This window comes from Natronorubrum halobium (genome assembly GCF_051351675.1).
Classification (GTDB): domain Archaea; phylum Halobacteriota; class Halobacteria; order Halobacteriales; family Natrialbaceae; genus Natronorubrum.
In genome coordinates this window covers 3,122,817-3,139,724 of the sequence record NZ_CP195595.1, presented here as the reverse complement: position 1 = coordinate 3,139,724, position 16,908 = coordinate 3,122,817, and the positions used below count along the sequence as shown (strand labels likewise).

16 protein-coding genes are annotated in these 16,908 nt (G+C 65.0%); 10 read left to right on the top strand and 6 right to left on the bottom strand.

What is annotated here, in order from left to right:
* Window positions 1-33: 33 nt before the first annotated feature.
* From ACSFC7_RS15485 to ligA, 5 genes are all read right to left on the bottom strand, one after another.
* Window positions 34-645, bottom strand: coding sequence for a CDP-alcohol phosphatidyltransferase family protein (locus tag ACSFC7_RS15485; RefSeq protein WP_436343721.1), 612 nt, complete (start codon window positions 643-645; stop codon window positions 34-36).
* The gene (locus ACSFC7_RS15480; protein ID WP_436343720.1) at window positions 642-1,184 is read right to left on the bottom strand and encodes an adenylate kinase family protein; all 543 of its coding nucleotides are present in this window, start codon (window positions 1,182-1,184) and stop codon (window positions 642-644) included. The genes ACSFC7_RS15485 and ACSFC7_RS15480 overlap by 4 nt, the downstream gene beginning before the upstream one ends.
* Complete coding sequence (hisC, locus tag ACSFC7_RS15475) at window positions 1,181-2,320, bottom strand: histidinol-phosphate transaminase (protein WP_436343719.1); 1,140 nt, start codon at window positions 2,318-2,320, stop codon at window positions 1,181-1,183. Before hisC ends, ACSFC7_RS15480 begins: the two co-directional genes overlap by 4 nt.
* Window positions 2,321-2,395: 75 nt before the next feature.
* On the bottom strand, window positions 2,396-3,580 hold the full coding sequence (locus tag ACSFC7_RS15470; RefSeq protein WP_436343718.1) for a hypothetical protein: 1,185 nt from the start codon (window positions 3,578-3,580) through the stop codon (window positions 2,396-2,398).
* Window positions 3,581-3,782: 202 nt separating this feature from the next.
* Window positions 3,783-5,546, bottom strand: coding sequence for an ATP-dependent DNA ligase LigA (gene ligA, locus ACSFC7_RS15465; protein WP_436343717.1), 1,764 nt, complete (start codon window positions 5,544-5,546; stop codon window positions 3,783-3,785).
* A 188-nt stretch (window positions 5,547-5,734) separates the two neighbouring features.
* Between ligA and ACSFC7_RS15460 the strand changes: the two genes are divergently transcribed.
* Together ACSFC7_RS15460 and ACSFC7_RS15455 are read left to right on the top strand one after the other, a co-directional pair.
* Window positions 5,735-7,285 carry a hypothetical protein gene (locus tag ACSFC7_RS15460; RefSeq protein WP_436343716.1) on the top strand — a complete coding sequence of 517 codons (1,551 nt, stop codon included), beginning with the start codon at window positions 5,735-5,737 and terminating at the stop codon, window positions 7,283-7,285.
* Between the two features lie 614 nt (window positions 7,286-7,899).
* Complete coding sequence (locus tag ACSFC7_RS15455) at window positions 7,900-8,328, top strand: universal stress protein (RefSeq protein WP_436343715.1); 429 nt, start codon at window positions 7,900-7,902, stop codon at window positions 8,326-8,328.
* Window positions 8,329-8,556: 228 nt separating this feature from the next.
* Here the strand turns inward: ACSFC7_RS15455 and ACSFC7_RS15450 are convergent, their stop codons facing one another.
* A complete protein-coding gene (locus ACSFC7_RS15450) occupies window positions 8,557-9,564 on the bottom strand; it encodes a DMT family transporter (RefSeq protein WP_436343714.1) in 1,008 nt (335 codons plus the stop codon).
* 257 nt (window positions 9,565-9,821) lie between these two features.
* On the opposite strand from ACSFC7_RS15450, the gene ACSFC7_RS15445 reads away from it, so the two are divergent.
* The 8 genes from ACSFC7_RS15445 (at window position 9,822) to ACSFC7_RS15410 (ending at window position 16,851) form a co-directional block, all read left to right on the top strand.
* A complete protein-coding gene (locus ACSFC7_RS15445) occupies window positions 9,822-10,433 on the top strand; it encodes a TetR/AcrR family transcriptional regulator (RefSeq protein WP_436343713.1) in 612 nt (203 codons plus the stop codon).
* Window positions 10,430-11,941 carry an MATE family efflux transporter gene (locus tag ACSFC7_RS15440; protein ID WP_436343712.1) on the top strand — a complete coding sequence of 504 codons (1,512 nt, stop codon included), beginning with the start codon at window positions 10,430-10,432 and terminating at the stop codon, window positions 11,939-11,941. The genes ACSFC7_RS15445 and ACSFC7_RS15440 overlap by 4 nt, the downstream gene beginning before the upstream one ends.
* Before the next feature lie 115 nt (window positions 11,942-12,056).
* Window positions 12,057-13,049 carry a 2-phospho-L-lactate transferase gene (cofD, locus tag ACSFC7_RS15435; RefSeq protein ID WP_436343711.1) on the top strand — a complete coding sequence of 331 codons (993 nt, stop codon included), beginning with the start codon at window positions 12,057-12,059 and terminating at the stop codon, window positions 13,047-13,049.
* Window positions 13,050-13,051: 2 nt separating this feature from the next.
* Entirely contained in the window at window positions 13,052-13,801 is a 750-nt protein-coding gene (locus tag ACSFC7_RS15430; RefSeq protein WP_436343710.1) for a tRNA-dihydrouridine synthase, read from the top strand.
* Window positions 13,802-13,991: 190 nt separating this feature from the next.
* The gene (locus tag ACSFC7_RS15425) at window positions 13,992-14,213 is read left to right on the top strand and encodes a hypothetical protein (protein ID WP_436343709.1); all 222 of its coding nucleotides are present in this window, start codon (window positions 13,992-13,994) and stop codon (window positions 14,211-14,213) included.
* Between the two features lie 94 nt (window positions 14,214-14,307).
* On the top strand, window positions 14,308-15,159 hold the full coding sequence (locus tag ACSFC7_RS15420) for a triphosphoribosyl-dephospho-CoA synthase (protein WP_436343708.1): 852 nt from the start codon (window positions 14,308-14,310) through the stop codon (window positions 15,157-15,159).
* Window positions 15,156-15,779 carry a DUF447 domain-containing protein gene (locus ACSFC7_RS15415; RefSeq protein WP_436343707.1) on the top strand — a complete coding sequence of 208 codons (624 nt, stop codon included), beginning with the start codon at window positions 15,156-15,158 and terminating at the stop codon, window positions 15,777-15,779. Before ACSFC7_RS15420 ends, ACSFC7_RS15415 begins: the two co-directional genes overlap by 4 nt.
* Window positions 15,780-15,867: 88 nt before the next feature.
* Window positions 15,868-16,851, top strand: coding sequence for a hypothetical protein (locus ACSFC7_RS15410; RefSeq protein ID WP_436343706.1), 984 nt, complete (start codon window positions 15,868-15,870; stop codon window positions 16,849-16,851).
* The last annotated feature ends 57 nt before the right edge of the window (window positions 16,852-16,908 follow it).

The window sequence follows — 16,908 nt, the reverse complement described above, 5'->3', positions numbered from 1 at the left end:
GCGGCGCGATCTCGAACCCGCAGTCGGGGACCGTCACTCCAGCGCCGACCAGGAGTAGAAGAACCGCTGGAGCGCGGTCAGATGGCCGACGACCGCGAGGAAGACGAGGAGCCAGCCGATCAGCGTGAGGCCGCCGTACTCGCCCGACAGCGGGAACGCCAGAAAGCCGGCGAGACCGATAATCGCCAGTCGGTCCGCCCGGCCGACCAGTCCGCCGTAGACGCGATCCAGTCCGACGGCCTGGGCCTGCGTGCCGAGGTAGGAGGTCATCACGACCCCCGTCACGGCCAGGAAGCCGAGGAAGTAGTCCCCGACGCCGGCGGCCAGCCCGCCGATGACGACGATGTCGGCGTAGCGATCGAGGACGTGATCGAGGAGGTCCCCGCCCGCCGACGCGACGTTCTGCTCGCGAGCGAGCGCGCCGTCGATGATGTCCAGCCAGCCGTTGAGAAAGACCAGCGTCGCGGCCGCGACGTACCAGACCGGATCCGCACGACCGCCCAGCAGGAAGGCGACCGCCGCGAGAATCGCCATCCCGAAGGCCAGGATACTCACGCCGTCGGGGGTCATGCCGACGCGGTCGAATCCCCTGACGAACGGATCGAGGAAGCGAGAGACGTACGGTCGGAACTTATCGAGCGTCATGTGAGATACCCCACGAAGTTCACCTCGCCGGCACTCGGTTCGCGGTTCCCGGTGACGACCGCCTCGAGGGCGTCGGCGACGCCCTCCGGAGCCCGATCGGTCGTGTCGATCTCGTAGACCGACTCGAGGCCGTGTTCGTCGACGGCTTCCGAGAGGATGACGTCCAGCGCCTCGCTCTCCGCGTTTTCGGTCGCCTTCGCCTCGGTCTCACCGCGCTCGAGCAACCGCTGCTCGAGTCGATCGGGCCGGCACCGCAACACGACGACCCGATCCGCCTCGAAGCGGTGTGCGAGGTGGGATTCGATCACGACGTCGTCCCGCCCCTCGAGCCACTCGCTCAAGGCCTCGAGATCGGCGATCTTGCTCTCCCGGTCGGCGTCGACGTCGGTGTACAGTTCCTCGTTCTCGAGGACCCGATTGAGGTGGATCACCTCGAGTTCGGGGAGCGAGTCGTCGGCCGAACTCGACCGGCGAGACTTGAGCAGGTCCGTCGCGGTCGTCTTCCCGGTGCCCGGGGTGCCGGTGACGGCGACTCTCACGTGTCGGTCACCTCCGCGCCGGTGGTGGTATCGTCGTCGAGACCGAGATCCGCGAGCACCTCGTTGAGCGTCTCGACGGCGCGTTCCGTCTCGTCGTCGGTGCCGCAGGTGATGCGAATACAGCCCGGGAGGCCGAAACTCGTACAGTCCCGGACGATGATACCGCGCTCTTGCATCGCCTCGGCGACGGCCGAGGCGTCGTCGACGTCGACGAGGACGAAGTTCCCTTCGCTCTCCCAGACGTGGGCGTCGATGTGTTCGCGCATGTACGCGCGCGAGTTCTCGGTCGTCTCGACCGTTCGGTCGACGTGTCCGTCGTCGTCGATAGCGGCTAATCCGGCCCGGCAGGCCAGTTCGCTCGCGGCGAACGGCGTGTTCACCCGGGCATATGCGTCGGCCCACTCGTCGGGAACGATCGCGTAGCCCAGTCGCACGCCGGCCAGTCCGTAGGCCTTCGAGAACGTTCGCAAGACGGCGACGTCGTCACGGGCGTCGAAGCCGTCGCGGCCCTCGAGCAGCGCGATAGCGCTGTCGCGGTCGGCGAACTCGCCGTAGGCCTCGTCGACGACGACGAGCGTCTCCTCGTCGGTCTCGTCGGCGATCCGCTCGACGTCCTCGAGCGGGATCGTCGACCCCGACGGGTTGTGGGGACTCGTGAGGAAGACGATCCGGTCGCCGTCGTAGGCGTCGAGGACGGTATCTGCGGTCTGTTCGAAGTCGTCCTCGCGCTCGAGGGCGTACTCCCGGACGTCGCCGTGGTGGAATCGAGCGCTCATCCCGTAGTAGGCGAAGCCGGGGTTCGGGACGAGGACGGTGTCGTCGGGTTCGATCGTCGCTCGGTGGAGGTAATCGAGCGCGCCGTCGCCGCCGTTTGCGAGCCAGATCTGGTCGTCGGTGACCTCCCAGCGGTCGGCGATGGCGGCGGTGAGGTCGGCGTGAGCGGCTTTCGGATAGGAGCTCACGCTCGAGGCGGCCTCGCGCAGCGCCACGGCGGCCGCGGGGGAGGGGCCGTGGGGGTTCTCGTTCGAGGCGAGTTTGATGAATTCGGAGGGGTCCCGGTCGAGTTCGCGGGCGACCTCCTCGATGCCTCGACCCGCCTCGTAGGCGACGTGATCGGACAGGTCGCGCGGTTGCATACGCCAATCCTGTCGGCCGTGGGTCTTAAGCGTGCTTACCTGTCTCCAGCCGAGTCGATCCCCCGGCGGGCGACCTCAGCCGACGAAATCGAACGCGACGGCCAGCGACGCGTCGCCGAGCGCTCCCCGGAAGGCGAACCGGTATCGGCCGGCGGGAAAGTCGGGACAGACCTCGAGTCGGTCCGCGTTGGCGTGATCTCCGACGACGCCGTCCGCCGTCAGTTCGAACGTCCACTCGAACCCGTCACCGGGGGCGTGACCGAGCGCTTCGTCCGTGTACTCGAACCCGAAGTCGTCCGTGGTGCCGCGCACGTCCGTCCAGCCGTCGGCCGTCAGCACCTCGAGGCCGTACTTGTTCCCGTTCCCCGTATACACCTGCTCGTCCGAGACGTTCCGCATCGAGACGCGCACCTCGTCGCCGCGTTCGAACTCGAGCGCTCGAGTCACGTCGTCGCCGTCGTACTGCGGGTTCTGGACGCGCATCGCGAGCGCGGGGCCGCCGTCCTCGTCGTGGACCTCGCCCCACGCGACGTCGTCGTCGGACGACCAGTGGCGCCGAAAGTCGTCGTCCTCGCAGTCGAGCGCGTCGGGGACCGTCTGGGGATCAGTCGGCGGGCGTACGTATCCGGGAAGGGCGTCCGGATCGACCGCGCCGCCGATCGTGTCGACGTCGCCGGTGTCGCCCCACCCGTTCGTGATCTCGAACGCGGCCATCGGCGGCAGGTCGCCACCGGTCACGCGAACGAGCGCGGACGGGTAGGTGATCGCTTCGCCACAGACCGTCGTCTCGTCGCTCGTATCGACGGCAGTGGCAGTGCCGGTGATCGCGGCGACCGCGTCACTCTCGTCGCCGACGCTGACCGGGGAGATCCCGACGTCCGACACCTCGAGTTCGTCGTAGCAGGTGTTCGGGCCGACGGTCTCGACGAGCAGGATCGCCGACTCGTCGAAATCGGTATCCTCGAGCCACGCCTCCAGTTCGTCGACCTCGTCGACGGTTGCGATCGTCCGGACTTCCCGTTCGGACTCGAAGAGTCCGACGGCACCGACGGTCTCGGCGTCTCCCGCGGCCCAGTCAGGTCGAGACAGGGATGGCCCCAGTTGGAAGACGTCGTACGTCACGTCCTCGTCGCCGCTCCCGCCGGTATCGTCGCCGGGAGGATCGCCTTCCTCGGCGGTATCGGCGTCGAGACAGCCCGTGAGCGTCAGGGCGCCGACCGACCCGGCGGTGAGAAGCGTTCGGCGCGAAATCCGTGTCATACCCGATCGTACGGAAACGAGCCATAAGTGCGTTCAGCAAGGTGAAAGAGACGTTGTACTGTCCAGTCTGTGGGCACCGGTGGCCGGTGGTCGTAAGCCCAGGGCGCGGCGGGCACTCCTACTGCAGACACCAGACCGATTCCAGCCATCCATCACGTCGACCGCACGCCGTCCACGGTACGCTGCCAGTATGGTATCCACATCACGCCGACCGTAACGACTCGAGTCGCTCGAGGCTGTCCGCATCCCTCGGGTCCTTGTCGTGGCGCACGCCCTGGAACCGCGGGAACCGAAGCGCGTAGCCCGAGGAGTACGTCGGCGAGGTCTGAATCTCCTCGTAGCCGACCTCGAAGACGACTTCGGGCTCGAGATCGACCTCCTGCCCCTCCTCGACGGCGATGTGGGGTTCGAGTAGTTCGGTTAATTCTTCCAGTTTCTCGTCGGTGATCCCGGTTGCGACCTTCCCGACGGTCTCGAGGTTCTGCGGTTCCACCGCAGAGCCAGCGGAACGTCGTTCCTCGCTGTCGTCTCCGGCCCGAATCGAGAGTTCGAACGTGCCGAGGAACGTCGCCCGGCGGCCCTCGCCCCACTCCGCGCCCGTGACGACGCAGTCCAGCGTCTCGACGTCCGGTTTTCGTTTCCGCCAGTGTTTCCCGCGTCGGCCCGGCGAGTACGTCGATGCGGGGTTCTTGAGCATGATCCCCTCGTGACCGCCTTCGAGGGCGTCGGCGTCGATCGACTCGATCTCGTCGGGGTCGTCGGTGCGCCAGAGCAGGGAGAGCCCCTCGACCTCCTCCTCGTTCGGTTCGCTCCTATCTGGGTCAGTCAGCACCTCCCGCAGCCGATCGTGCCGGGTCGTCAACGGCTCCTCGAGCAGGTCGTCCCCCGCGGCGTGCAGGCAGTCGAAGAAGACCGGCCGAACGGTGACGTCCTCGCGGGCCTTCTCGACGTCGTGTTTCCGGCGGAATCGTTTGAGAACATCCTGAAACGGCAGCGGAGCGCCGCCCGCGTCGATCGCGACGACCTCGCCGTCCAGTATGACCGGCTCCTCGAGCGTCTCCGCGGCGTACTCGACGACTTCCGGGAGAGCGTCGGTGACGTTCTCCATGTTTCTCGAGAAGACGCTGGTTCTTGGCTCTCTCTCGCCGGTAGCCGGCTCGTGGTGCAGTTGGATGCGAGCCCCGTCGTACTTCCACTCGACTGCGGCCTCGTCCCACTCCTCGAGCGCGTCCGTCACCGTTCCGGCCTGGGCGAGCATCGCCTGGACGGGGCGGCCGACCTCGAGTTCCATCGCGTCCAGTCCCTCGAGACCGTCCTCGCGCGCGACGCGGGCGACCTGTCCGTAGTCGTTCGACACCTGCAGGGCGCGCTCGACCCCCTCGCCGGGAACGTCGAACGCTTCGCTGATGGCGTCCCGCACCGTGCCCTCGCCGACGCCGATGCGCATCTCCGAGAGGACGAGTCGGGCGAGGTATCGGGCTTCGTCGCTCGAGCAGCGATTGAAGAGTCCGAACAGGAGGTCGATCTTGCGGTCCTGGCTCCCCGCCCCTTCGGCGGCGGCCAGGTCCGAAAGCGTCTCGAAGACCTCGCGAACGGTCAGGTCGTCACCGGTTTCGCCGGCGTCGCCGCCACCGCCCGTGAACGCACCCAGCCCCTGTTGGCCGCCGAACTCGTAGCTCGCCGCCACCTCGCCGATCTCGCCGACCTCGGCGAGTTGCTCCTCGACGTCGTCGCTCCCGACGTTGGTTCCGGCCGCGCGAGCGATCGCCTCGTAACACGCGTTCGGGCCGATATCGAGCGTTCTCGATCGCCAGGCCGGGAAGACCCGCCCCTGGACGAAGCGGGCGACGATTTCCAGATCGGCGTCCGCGTCCTCGAGCAACTCCCTGACGAGGGCGACGATCTCGAGATCGGCGGGCTCGGCTTCGATCGCGGCGGCGCGGTCGGCGAACGTGGCGAACTCCATCGCCGGTGTGTACCGTCGGCGCGAGTAAAACGGTTCTGAGACGCGTCGTCAGTGGGCGGTGATACTATCTCCGCCCTTCCGGTTGTCAATACGGCAACGATCGCTTCGTTGGAAGAAGGGGCTGAGCACGGCGAGCGCCGCGCGACTCGAGGGACGCCTTAAAGGCGATCGAACACCCACTCGGAGGTATGCCAGAGGAGGAACTCGCCGCGCGGGTCGCGGACGTGTTGGGGGTCGACGCCGAGGAGTTTCGCGCTCGGGCCGAGGCCGACGCCGAGGTGATCACGGACGCCATTCACGACGGCGTCTTCGACAATCCGCAGGCGATCGTCGGCTTCGAGTACGAGTTCTACGCGATCAAGAACGACGACTGTGCGCTGCGACGGGTGCCGCGTCGCCTCCTCGAACTCATCGGGTTCGAGAAGGAACTCGGCCTCCACAACGCGGAGATGACGACCAGTCCCCAACCGCTGAACGCCCACGGACTGGCCGCCCAGGAGTCGGAGATCAAAGCGCGACTGCAGACGGCCCTCGACGTCACGCAGTCCGAGCGCATGCGACTGGTCAGCGACGCGCTCTGGACCCTCCCGCCGGAAGGCGAGGACGCGGCGACCTACCTCACCGACAGCGTCGAACGGACGATGACCGACGCGAACGGCGACGAGCGATCGATCCGCGTCGCGACCAATATGAGCGACTCGGCGCGCTATCACGCGATGGCTAACACGGATCAGGCCGAGTCCGCCGGCATGCGTATCGAGGCCCCGAACGTCTCGCTGCAGGCCGACACTGTCATGCCCGAGAGCCTCATCACCTCGATCCAGCCCCACTATCAGGTGGCCCACGCATCCGACCTCCCGCGATACTTCAACTACGCGCTTCGCGCTGCGGGTCCGCTCCTCGCGCTCGGCGTCAACTCCCCGTTCTTCCCCGCGGATCTGTACGACGACGCGACCGCCGACGAGATTCTCGCGGACGCCTGGATGGAACACCGGATCAGCATCTTCGAAACCGCACTGAACGATCCCGCCGCGGCCGAAGGAAAGGTTCGATTCCCCCGCGACCTGGGGAGCGTCGAGGAGGCCGTCATCCGGATCGTCGACGACGACACCATCGTCCCGATGCCCGTCGAACCGGGCCGGCGATTCGACGACCAGTTCCCACACTTCCGGCGCAAGCACGGCACCTACTGGCGGTGGGTCAGACCGGTCTTCGGCGGCCCGACCCGCTCGGCCGCTAACGCCCGCATCGAGTTCCGCCCCATTCCGTCCCAGCCGACCGTTCGCGACTCGATCGCCTTTCTGGCCGCCTTCGCCGGCGTCCTCGAGAGCCTGACCCGTCTCGAGCACCCCGTCGTCGAACTCGACTGGCAGATCGCCCGCGAGAACTTCTACGCCGCGATGCGCGACGGACTCGCGGCCGACCTGACGTGGATCACCAACGACGGCAAGGAGACGACCGACAGCCTCGAACTCTACGAGGACCTGCTCGCCCACGCCGAAGACGGACTGGTCAATCGCGGCCTCACCGAGGAACAGGCCGCGAAGTACCTCTACCCGCTCCGGCGGCGCGTCCGCCAGCGAGTGACGCCCGCCCGCTGGAAACACGAGCAAGTGAGCGAGGCGCTCGAGGACGGCGCGTCGCTCGAGGACGCGATCGCGACGATGCAGCGCGGCTACGTGCGCCGACAGGAGGAGACGCTGCTCGAGGGCAGTTTCGCGGACTGGATCGGCGACTAGTCGTTCGGTGAGGGGCGGATTCCACAGGGTTATGGGAAACTACCTCTCGAACCGAATGGGATCGTTGGCGTTCGTAGACGATATTTTTGGCGAGATCTAGCCCAAATCCGCGGTAACGCTATCGGCGAATGGAACGCTATAGCTTCTATCAAATGGCGATAGTGTTGGGTAAGTTGTGCTGAATATAGGGCGCGAATGTGGCAAAGCCGGAGGTCAGTTTGCGGAAAGAGTGATTGCTCAGTGCAGGACGAGCACATAACCGTCTGTACAAAAAGGATGTAGCAGATAGAGAGTTGTCACTTTCGCTTGTACCGTTCTTTTGGAATTTGTTCGAGTCGATAGTAGACCCCCCACACAACCCATACCAGCAGGATACCCGTTCCAATAATAATCTCCAATCTGAGTAATGGAGAATCATAGATACTGGTTGAAAGAATAATAAGGACGACCCAGAAGAGAAAGACATAGAGAATTTGATTCAGAGAAACTGGCCCCAGTAAATCCCTTATTCCCATATCCCGAGTTAAAGATGTCTCACTATAAACCAATGGGATGCTCCACACAACTGATGAGCAAAAAGCTACTTAGTGGTAGCTAATGAATCCTAAATTAATATGGCTCCTTTTCCGCACATCCTGATCCCGATCGCAAGCAATAACGATGCCTATGCGACGTGTGATGCATTACATCCTTATCTGGATGATATAGAACGTGTAACTGCCATCCATGTCATCGAAAAAGCAGGTGGGGCGCCAGACAAAGCACCGTTGGCAAAACGTCGAGAGGATGCATCCGAGTTCCTCGCTATTGTTGAGTCCTCGCTCAGTAACTCCGTTGCTGTGGAAACACGCACCGTCTTTGCAACGGACATTGTACCCGCATTCTTCTCGACGGCGACTGACGTTGGAGCAGATGCAATCGCCTTCCGTGCCCGTGGTGGAAGCCGAATCAAACGAATCCTTGCTGGAGATATTGCCACGAAACTTGTTACGAATCCATCCCTTCCCGTTATTTCCTTACCTGACCCCGATCAGACGGCATAGCGGCGGTCAATAAAACATCTACTACATTTTTATCCACCACTATTAGTGAAAATAAAAATAGTGTGCTGAACTATCCCACTGTATTCAGCATGCGACTCTTGGCAGTTAGAAGGCAGATTAGTGTCCCTACTGGTAACGCTTTCACCTATACGTCTCGTGAGTTTCGCAACCAGTTCTGAGCAACGAAACAGCGCAGCTATCTGTGGACTACAGGCGACGAGCGGGGAGTTAATCGCTCGAGTGCAGGTAGTTCGGCGAGTCGGTCGTCGTCTTGTACACGTTCCCTTTGACGCGGACTTCGTCGCGCTCGAGCGACCGAGTAGGGACGCCCGCGTTCCGGATGGACCGGGAAAGTCGCCAGAGCGGTCGGATATTGCAGAGTGCGAAGCCGACGACGATGAGCGCGAATCCCGCGACGGTCGCCGCGGTGAGTTGCTCACCGAGGAGGGTTGCACCGAAGATCGTCGCGACGACGGGTGACGCGTAGTTGATGAGGCTGACGTTCGTCGCGCCGATCCGATTCAGCAGGGTGAAATAGAGGAGGAAACCGCCCGCTGTAGCGAAGATACCGAGGTACGCGAGCGCGGCGGCCGCCGACGGCGTCCACGTCACGTTTCGGATCGATACCCCCGAATACGCGTAGGCCGTGGCGTGGAGGAATACCGCACCGGTAGCCATCGACCACGCGTGGAGGGACAGCGTCGGGAGGACCGCCGTCCAGCGTTCCGTCAGCACGGACCCGAGCGCGAAGACGACTGCGGACCCCAGGAGCAGTCCGATGCCGAGGAGTTGTCCGTCGAAGGAGCCGCCGGCGACTGCGATCGCGATGACACCGGCGAGCCCGGTGCACAGACCGATAACGTCGGTGAGATAGATGCGTTCCGTCGGGAGGACACGGATCGCGATGAGGGGAGTGATGATCGGCGTGAAGCTGAGGACGATCGCGGCGACACCGCTCGAGACGTAACTCTGGCCGACGAAGGAGAACGCGAAGTGCGCGCCGATGACGAGGATACCGTTCGAGAGGATGAGCGCCAGATCCGCTCTCGTCCGAGGGAGCCACTCGAGTCGGCTGAATAGAATAGCTCCGACGAAGATGAGCGCAGCGATGTCTAATCGGACCGCTGCGAAGAGGAGCGGCGGCAGGGTCTCCAGCCCGATTTCGATCGCTGTGAAGGCCGTTCCCCAGACGAATGCGAGCGCGCCGAACAACAATACTTCTTTTGCCTTTGTCATGTTACCATTTCGTAATATGTGACTAGTTCGAAGTCGATGGAGTGTCTATAAGCGGCTCAACTAAACGGTTTGCGGGGACTGTGATAACACGAACCAACGGATACACAGCCGTGTTAGTCATTCATCAGACACGGCTATTCGGATACGCATCTCCCCGTATTGCTATCGCAGTGATCGACGCGAGTCGATCCGAAGATACTTCACTGACTGGCCAGTCAGTTAGGATACGATTGACTGACTCGCTAGTCAGCACTGAGATGACCGACACAACCGAGGAACTCATGGAGGCGACCTACGCCGCACTGTGCAAGCACGGCTACGCGTCGCTCCGCATGCAGGATATCGCGGACGAGTCGTCGAAGAGCAAAGCGACGCTGCACTACCACTACGAGAGCAAGCAGGACCTCCTCTACGCGCTGCTCGACTTCCTTACGGAATCGTTCGCCGACCAGATCGAGACGCTCGAGGGCGAGACCCCCGCCGCCCAGTTACTGTCGCTCGTCGAGACCTACCTCTCACCGGGCGAGGACGACGATCACGAGGAGTTCCGGACGGCGCTGCTCGAGATCAAGGCCCAGGGACCGTACGACGACCGGTTTCGTGACGAACTCACGGAGTTCGATCGGATGCTCCACGGACGGATCCGATCGCTGCTCGAGGCCGGGCAGACGGACGGACTCGTTCGCGACGATATCGATCCCGACGAGACGGCCGAGTTCATCGTCACGGTATTGAACGGTGCCCAGACCCGTCACGTCGCGGTCGATCGCTCGCCGGAGCAGACGTACGCACTGCTCGAGACGTACGTCTGCCGCCAGTTGCTCGTCGACGAAGCGGACGCGGATCGATCGGAGGGCGGTCTCGAGTGACGGTTCGCGACCAGTTGGATGCGATCTTCAAGTCGCCCGACGACCTCGATCTGACCTCGGGTGACATCGCCAGACCGCTGATCTACCTCTCGATTCCGCTCATCATCACGAACCTTCTGCAGGTCACCTACAACCTCGCGGACACGTTCTGGCTCGGCCAGCACAGCACGACCTCGCTCGCCGCGATCAGCTTCGCCTTTCCGATGGTGTTCTTCCTCATCGCGCTCGCGCTCGGCGTCTCGGTCGCCGGCAGCGTCCTGGTCGCCCAGTACACCGGTGCCGACCGACCGGAGGAAGCGGAGTACGCGGCCTCCCAGACCGTGGGGTACGCGATCGTCGCCTCGATCGCACTCGGCGCGGTCGGCTACGCGTTCGTCGAGGACGCCATCGCGTTGCTCGGCGCCTCCGACGACGTCGCGCCGCTGGTCGCCGCCTACATGGAGGTCTACTCCGTCGGTCTGGTCGCGGTCTTCGGCTTCTTCGTCTTTCTCGCGCTCATGCGCGGTTACGGCGACACGGTCACCCCGATGCTCGTGATGTTCGGCTCCGTCGTCCTCAACATCGTCCTCGATCCGTTCCTCATCTTCGGGTTCGAGAACAACCCGCTCTTCGGCTATCTGGGGCTGCACGGCCTCGAGACCGAACTGTTCGCGCTCACCGGGTACGCCGGTGCGGGGATCGAAGGCGCGGCGATCGCGACCGTGTTCTCGCGAGCGGTGGCGTTCGCGGTCGGCCTCGCGATTCTGTTCCGAGGCACCCACGGCGTCCAGATCACGCTCTCGCAGATGAAACCCGAACTCGAGTACGGGCGACGGCTCGTCGATATCGGGATGCCGGCGTCCGTCGAGGGGACCGCCCGAGCGCTGTCGATCAACCTACTGTTGGTCATCATCGCCATCTTTCCCGAGACGGTCGTCGCCGCGTTCGGGATCGGTACCCGGGTGTTCTCGGTCATCTTCCTCCCCGCGATCGCGTTCTCGCAGGGGATCGAGACGATGACGGGCCAGAACATCGGCGCCGGAAAGCGAGACCGGGCCGAGCGGACGAACCACTTCGGGGCGAAGGTGTTGCTCGTCACGCTCTCCGGCCTCGGCGTCCTCGTCTTCCTCGCCGCCGCGCCGATCGTCTCCATCTTCACGACCGATCCCGCGGTCGTCGACGAGGGCGCACTGTTCCTCCGATACACCGCGCTGACGTTCGGATTCATGGGCGTGATGCGGGCCTACAGCGGGGGCTTCCGGGGCGCCGGAAAGACGTTCATCGCGGCGGTGATCTCCGTGCTTACGCTCGGCGTAATCCGCTTCCCGCTCGCGTGGGTCGGCGCGGAACTGTACGGCTCGACCGGCGTCTGGCTCGCGTTCGCCGTCTCGACCGTGATCGGCGGCTGTATCGCCTACGCCTGGTTCAACTGGGTCGACTGGCTCGACGAGAGCCTTACCGGGGAGGACGTCGCAGTCGCCACCGAGGCGGTCGGCGAAAGCGCCAGTGAGAACGTCGGCGACGACTGATCACCGTCCCCGAGTAGGGGACTGTCCGGCACTGCCCTCGAGTGCGAACGATCCCCGGACGACGCGCCGGAGACGGCCGCAAGTGATTAAGTACCCACGCTCGAGAGTGTCGACTATGGTAACCTTCCTCTCCGGGGGCACCGGGACGCCGAAGCTGTTGGACGGTGCTGCCGCCGCGTTCTCGCCGGAGGAGACCACCGTCGTCGCGAATACGGGCGACGACGTCGAACTCGGCGGGCTGTTCGTCTCGCCGGACGTCGATACGCTGTTGTTTCAGGGTGGTGGGGTACTCGATCGCGAGACGTGGTGGGGAATCGACGGCGATACGCATCGGACCAACGCGGCGCTGTCGGATATCGCCGCGGCCGCGGGGCTGCCCGACGGGCCGCAGTATCTGTCCGACGAGAAGCAGACCGCGGGGCGTGACATCGCGAACTGGCGACGGTTTTCGGGGACCGCCGAGTTCATGACGATCGGCGACCGCGACCGGGCCGTCCACATCACGCGAACGAGTCTGCTGGATCAGGGGCTGACGCTGAGCGAGGCGACCCAGCGACTGGCCGGCGCCTTCGGCCTGACGATCGATCTGCTGCCGATGAGCGACGACCCCATCGCGAGTCTCATTCACACCGACGAGGGGCTGATGCACTTTCAGGAGTACTGGGTCGCCCACCGCGGCGAGCCGACCGTCGAGACCGTCGAGTTTCGGGGCTCCTCGGACGCCGAGCCCGCACCGGGCGTCATCGATGCCCTCGAGGACACCGTCGTGATCGGCCCCTCGAACCCGGTCACGAGCATCGGCCCGATGCTGACGCTGCCCGGTGTCGCCGACGCGCTCAGCCAGTCGACCGTCGTCGCGGTCTCGCCGTTCCTCGGCGACGACGCGTTCTCGGGGCCGGCGGGCGACCTCATGGAAGCGGTCAACGCCGAGCCGAGTACCGAAGGCCTGGCGACGGCGTACCCCTTCGCCGACGCCTTCGTCGTCGACGGCAGCGACGACGCCGAGTTCGATCGGCCGACGATCCAGACCGACATCCGAATCGATTCGCCCGACGACGCCGCACGGGTCGCTCGGGCAGTCAAGAGCGCGATCGATATCGTCGACTGATCATGTTCTCCCCGCCCCTCGCCCTCGCGAGTCTCAGCGGCGAAGCGGACGCCGACTGGGCCCGTACCGGATCCGAGTACGCAGGCGCGGCGTTTCTCGGCGGCATCGCCCTCGACGAGGACTCGAGAGCCGCGGCCCGCGACCTCGTCGCACGGGATCGCAACGAGTTCCTGCCGGACGATCCCGTCGCGTTCATCGACCGCCAACTCGCCGCGCTCGAGGACGTCCCCGTCCAGCCCGCGTTCAACGTCCGGAGCGCGACTCCCGATCCGATCCCCGACGCGGCGCAGGTCTGTCGGGATCGAGCGGCGTTCCTCGAGATCAACGCCCACTGCAGGCAGGACGAACTGTGTGCGGTCGGCTGCGGCGAGACGCTCCTGCGGGACGCCGACCGACTCCGTGCGTACGTCGAACGAGCAGCCGAGACCGGGGCCACCGTCGGCGTGAAGGTCCGGGCGGAGGTTCCCGGCGCCGACCTGCCGACGCTCTCGCGGGAACTCGAGGCGGCGGGCGCGTCGTTCGTGCATATCGACGCGATGGACACCGAGTCCGTCGTCCGCGACGTCGTCGACGCGACCGAGCTGTTCGTCATCGCCAACAACGGCGTCCGCAACGGGGCGACCGTCCGCGAGTACGTCGACTACGGCGCCGACGCGGTCAGCGTCGGACGACCCAGCGATAACCCGGTCGTCCTCGAGCGGGTTCGCGACGCCGTCGAACGGCAGTTCGGACTCGAGAAGACGCCATCGTAGTGAGAACGCCGATTCCGCACGGAAGCCGACCGGAAACCGGCCGGAAGCCGGCCGGACGACTTCGTCGACCGGACGCGTGCGGCCGTCGAGCGACCACCCGACGCCTCCACCGTTCACGATCGACATAAAACGACCATCCGTGTAGACGGTCCCTTATCAGTAGTGCATACAATCTCGACGTAGTATCAGTATGAGTCGTCGGAACGAGCGCGCAGGCGATATCCGCTGGGGATGGCAGTGTCCCCGATGCGACGCGGACGTACCGGTCGACAGAGACCCCGCTTCGGAGACGTTTCTCTGGGCGTGTCCGACCGACGACTGTCGGTCGGTCGGCTTCGGATTTACCTCGAGACGCCGAGCGCGGATCGCACTCCGGGAGTACCGCGAGGCCTATCAGAACATCTACCGCTAACCTCGTTCGGTACGTCACTGTACTCGCCACTCGCTACTTGCCAAACTGACACCCAAATCCACAGTCATTAATCCTCCCGACTCCAACGTCGAGTATGCGAACGCCGGCGCAGAACGCACATCTGGCACTCCTCCTCGAGGTGGCGGGCACGCCCAAGCCGGGCAACGTCGACCGGCATCGCGACCTCGAGGACCTGCGGTTCGAACACTTCCTCGCCGGCGCAGTGGGGGCCCAAGCGGGGCTCGAGCTGGCGGCCAACGGCGGCGCGGTCGGCCCCGCGTTCGAGCGGAGCGTCGAAGGGATGGCCACCCAGGGCGGCGGCAACACCCAGTTCGGCGCCCTCCTGTTGCTCGTCCCGTTAGTCCGGGCTACCGCTGACGACCTCGCACAGCCGGTCGTCGAGGCGATTTGTGAGGACACCACCGTCGCGGACGCCACCGGGTTCTACCGGGCGTTCGACCACGTCGACGTCTTCGTCGGTGAGCCGCCCGCGGACATGGAACCCCTCGACGTCCGTCGGGGAAGCGACGCGGTTCCGGCCCTCGAGGAACGCGGACTGACGCTGCTCGACGTGATGAGCCGAAGCGTCCCGGGCGACGACGTCGCCCGCGAGTGGGTCTACGGCTTCGAGCGGTCCTTTACGGCCGCCGAACGGCTCGCCGACGCCGACGGCCCGCTGACGGAGCGCGCCGCGGCCGTCTTCCTCACGCTGCTCGCCGATCGACCCGACACGCTCGTCGCGACCCGCAGCGGCGAGGCCGTCGCGCGAGAGGTGACCGAGCGCGCAGGAGAACTGGTCGAGCGGGACGCACTCGAGACCGACCCGGAGACCGTCGAGACCTTCGCCGACGAACTCGTCGAACGAGGGGTCAACCCGGGGACGACGGCGGATATCACCGCAGCGGGGCTGTTCATCGCGCTCGAGCGTGGGGCGATCACCGTATGACCGACGACGGGGACCGGTCGAACGACGATCCCGATACCGATGCGAATGCCGAGTGGCCGGTCTCTCTGTCGGGCGTCACCGAGTCCGTCGTCGCGACGCTCGGTCCCAACGGCCTGTGGAATCTGGCTGCGCTCGGCCTCTTCGCCGCGGAGCGCGGAGATCACCCCGTCACCGCGCGCACGTGGGGCAACACTCGCACGCGACGCAACTTCCACCGCCAGGGCGAGGGCTACGTCCAGTTCGTCGACGATCCCCTCGTCTTCGCCGACGCCGCGCTCTCGATCGTCGAACGCGAGAAACCGGTACTCGAGTCCGCGAACGCGTGGGTACGCGTTTCGGTCGAGCGGATCGATTCGGGAACCGACGACGGGACCGACTGGGAGGAGTGGGCGCTTCGTCCCCTCGAGTCCGTCATCGAGACCGAAACGGTGCCGACGATCGACCGCGGCTTCGGCGCCGTCGTCGAGGCTACCGTCGCGGCCTCGCGCCTCGACGTGCCGGGATACGACGAGGAGCGTCTGCGCGAGCGTCTCGCGTACTGCGACTCCGTCGTCGACCGCGCCGGCAGTCAGCGCGAACGCGAGGCGCTCGAGCGCGTCCGCGAGCACTCCGCGTGGTGAACCCGTGACGAATCGGACGGGACCCGGATGCGCATTCGTGATTACCGTAGCTAAATTTAAATAGGAAGCCGAGGCCAAGCGGGGCCACATGGTACTCCACTTCAGACAGGCGACGAGTATCTTCGCGAAGACCTTGCCGTTCGTACTGCTCAGACTGGGCATCGGCGTTCTGCTCGGTGTGCTTAGCATCCTCTACTTCGGCGTCGTGCTCTACGTCGGCTACAGGCTGCTCGAGGCGGGGACGATCTCCGGCTGGATCGCGGTGGCCGGACTCCTCGTGGCGCTCGGGTTATTCGCCTGGTTCTGGCGACTGTTTAGCAGGTACGTGCTCTACCTGATCAAGGCGGGCCACATCGCCGTCATCGCCCACATCGTCGAGACCGGCGAGGTCCCCGACAATCAGATCCAGTACGGTAAGGGCCAGGTGACCGAACGGTTCACCGAAGCGAGCGCCCTGTTTGCCGTCGATCAGGTGGTCAAAGCCGTCGTCACGCAGTTCAACAGCGGCGTCGTCTCGTTCTCGAAGCTGTTCAGTTTCGTGCCCGCGCTGAAGAAACTGATCCGACTCGTCGGCAAGGCGATCGCGATCGCAGCGTCCTACATCGACGAGGCGATCATCGCCCACATGTTCGTCAGTGACGAGGAGAACCCGTGGCGATCCGCCCGGGACGGCGTCGTCCTCTATGGGAAAAACTGGAAGCCCGTGCTCGGTTCGACCATGCTCATCGTGGTCGGGATGTACGCGGCTGCGTTCGCACTCTTGCTGGCCCTGACGCCGATCGCGAGCGTCCTGAGCGGGCTCTCGGCGACGGTCGAAGTCGCCGGTTGGGTCGTCGTGGGCGGCCTCTTCCTGACCCTCTACACGGGCTTCCTCAAACCGTGGGTGAAGACCGTCGTCATCACCACGTTCCTCGTCGAATCTCGAGACGAGACGCCGGACAGCGAGACGATGGACCGGATCGCCGCGCGATCCGACCGGTTCCAGGAACTCGTGAGCAAGGCCGACGATGAGACGCCGGCCGATCAGTCGCCACAGCCCGAAGAACGTCCTGTCGCGGGGAGTGGCGCCTAACGCTCGGTCGATCGACTCCGGTTCGAGAACACCCGTACCGTCACCGATCGCGACACG

Coding starts and splice junctions, on each gene's coding strand:
- cofD (WP_436343711.1), top strand. CDS start 12,057: ATGGTAACCTTCCTCTCCGGGGGCACCGGGACGCCGAAGCTGTTGGAC.
- ACSFC7_RS15450 (WP_436343714.1), bottom strand. CDS start 9,564: ATGACAAAGGCAAAAGAAGTATTGTTGTTCGGCGCGCTCGCATTCGTC.
- ACSFC7_RS15410 (WP_436343706.1), top strand. CDS start 15,868: ATGGTACTCCACTTCAGACAGGCGACGAGTATCTTCGCGAAGACCTTG.
- ACSFC7_RS15470 (WP_436343718.1), bottom strand. CDS start 3,580: ATGACACGGATTTCGCGCCGAACGCTTCTCACCGCCGGGTCGGTCGGC.
- ACSFC7_RS15415 (WP_436343707.1), top strand. CDS start 15,156: ATGACCGACGACGGGGACCGGTCGAACGACGATCCCGATACCGATGCG.
- hisC (WP_436343719.1), bottom strand. CDS start 2,320: ATGCAACCGCGCGACCTGTCCGATCACGTCGCCTACGAGGCGGGTCGA.
- ACSFC7_RS15445 (WP_436343713.1), top strand. CDS start 9,822: ATGACCGACACAACCGAGGAACTCATGGAGGCGACCTACGCCGCACTG.
- ACSFC7_RS15485 (WP_436343721.1), bottom strand. CDS start 645: ATGACGCTCGATAAGTTCCGACCGTACGTCTCTCGCTTCCTCGATCCG.
- ACSFC7_RS15420 (WP_436343708.1), top strand. CDS start 14,308: ATGCGAACGCCGGCGCAGAACGCACATCTGGCACTCCTCCTCGAGGTG.
- ligA (WP_436343717.1), bottom strand. CDS start 5,546: ATGGAGTTCGCCACGTTCGCCGACCGCGCCGCCGCGATCGAAGCCGAG.
- ACSFC7_RS15425 (WP_436343709.1), top strand. CDS start 13,992: ATGAGTCGTCGGAACGAGCGCGCAGGCGATATCCGCTGGGGATGGCAG.
- ACSFC7_RS15455 (WP_436343715.1), top strand. CDS start 7,900: ATGGCTCCTTTTCCGCACATCCTGATCCCGATCGCAAGCAATAACGAT.
- ACSFC7_RS15430 (WP_436343710.1), top strand. CDS start 13,052: ATGTTCTCCCCGCCCCTCGCCCTCGCGAGTCTCAGCGGCGAAGCGGAC.
- ACSFC7_RS15460 (WP_436343716.1), top strand. CDS start 5,735: ATGCCAGAGGAGGAACTCGCCGCGCGGGTCGCGGACGTGTTGGGGGTC.